This window comes from Trabulsiella guamensis ATCC 49490, from assembly GCF_000734965.1.
GTDB lineage: Bacteria > Pseudomonadota > Gammaproteobacteria > Enterobacterales > Enterobacteriaceae > Trabulsiella > Trabulsiella guamensis.
On the sequence record NZ_JMTB01000152.1, the window covers coordinates 1 to 1,550 of the forward strand.

Consider the following 1,550-nt stretch of genomic DNA (forward strand, 5'->3'; position numbering starts at 1 on the left):
GGCCCGCAACCAGCGGGCAATGTCCCTCGTTAAGGCAACATCCGAAGCGGCTGGCCGGGGTATTGACGCACTCGGTAACCGCTATGTCGGGCTGATAGCAGGCTTTGCCGGTGGTGCCGCGCTGAAAGAATTTGCGGTGACGGACAGGAAGTTGACGCAGCTTGGCATTGCCGCCGGAAAAACCCGCGAGGAAATGCGTGACATTTTTTCCGGTGTTCAGGATTCGGCAATCAAGTTTCGTGTCGATGATGCTGAGTTAATGGCCGCGCTGGAAAGTGTGAACAAAGTGACGGGTGATCTGGATTTCGGTATCAAGAACCAGGACAACCTTGCCGCTTCTTTAGCAGCATCCGGCGCTGGTGGTGAGTCTATTGGCGCATTATTTGCGACTTTCCAGAAATTTCAGATGAAGAATACCCAGGAGACCCTTCAGGCAATGGACATTGCCAATAGTCTGGGTAAGGAAGGCGCGTTCGAATTAAAGGATGCGGCGGAAAAAGCAACGACTGCGTTATCAATGTATGCGGCAGCCGGTGGTAAAGGTGTGGAAGGCATCAAAGAGGGACTGGTGGTACTCAACGTCGCAAGGGACGCAACAGGAGATCGCGACAAAGCTGCCACCGCAACGGAAAACCTGATTAGAGATCTACAACTACCAAAAGCGGTCGAGACCTTGCGCAAGCAAGGTATCAATGTCTATGGCGATGATGGTCGAATGCGTGAGCTATCGACCCTTTTAGCTGAAGTGGCTAAGAAATCAGGTAGCAAAGGGGCTGCTGAGCAGAACAAAAGACTGCTGGAGGCGGGTTTTAACCAGGACAGTATTCTACTGATTAGTGGCGTTACGTCAGGGAAAGGCGCTGAAAACCTTAAACGATACCAGTCTGTTGTGGCAGACGGCTCCGGCATTATGGCGGACGCTAAATATGCAGCCCAAGATTTTACGTCTGCTATGGAAGTGCTGGAGACAACCTGGAGCAAATTTGCCAACAATAATCTGGCAGGTCCCGTCCAGGATCTTGCTGATGCAATTAACTCTGTAGACCAGGAAACCGCCCAGAACTGGCTGGAAACCGGCAAGCAGGTTGCGATAGTTGTCGGAGGTGCCATTGCTGCCCGCAAGGCGTTCAAACTCGGTAAAGACGCGATGGATCTCTTCGGCAGCATCCGTGGTAAAGGCGGTAAAGGCGGTGCGGCCGATGTGCTTGGCTCCGGTGTCATGCCCGTCTACGTGGTGAATATGGGCGCAGGTGGTATGGGTAACGGTAACGGCCTGCCAGGCTCTGGTGGTAAAACCGGTCCGGGCACTGGCGGTAAACCGGGGTCGGGTGGCAGGCTGGCTAATCTGGGCACATCGGCGCTCAGGGTTGCCGGAAGAGGTGCCGGTGCGTTCGGCGTGGCGCTTACCGCCTCTGAGATTTACGGTTACATCGAGCAGGAATATCCGGAAGCCATTGAGTTTGACAAGATGCTGATGGATGAGGCGCAAAAATTCATTGCCGGTGATTCCCGCGAACGGCTGAAACAATGGTCGACTGACCTGACCGGTG

At 54.1% G+C, this 1,550-nt stretch carries 1 protein-coding gene; it reads left to right on the forward strand.

Annotated features, from left to right (window positions below; genetic code table 11):
* A partial coding sequence (locus tag GTGU_RS23185) for a phage tail tape measure protein (protein WP_051857441.1) occupies nt 1-1,550 on the forward strand: 1,550 nt, incomplete at both ends.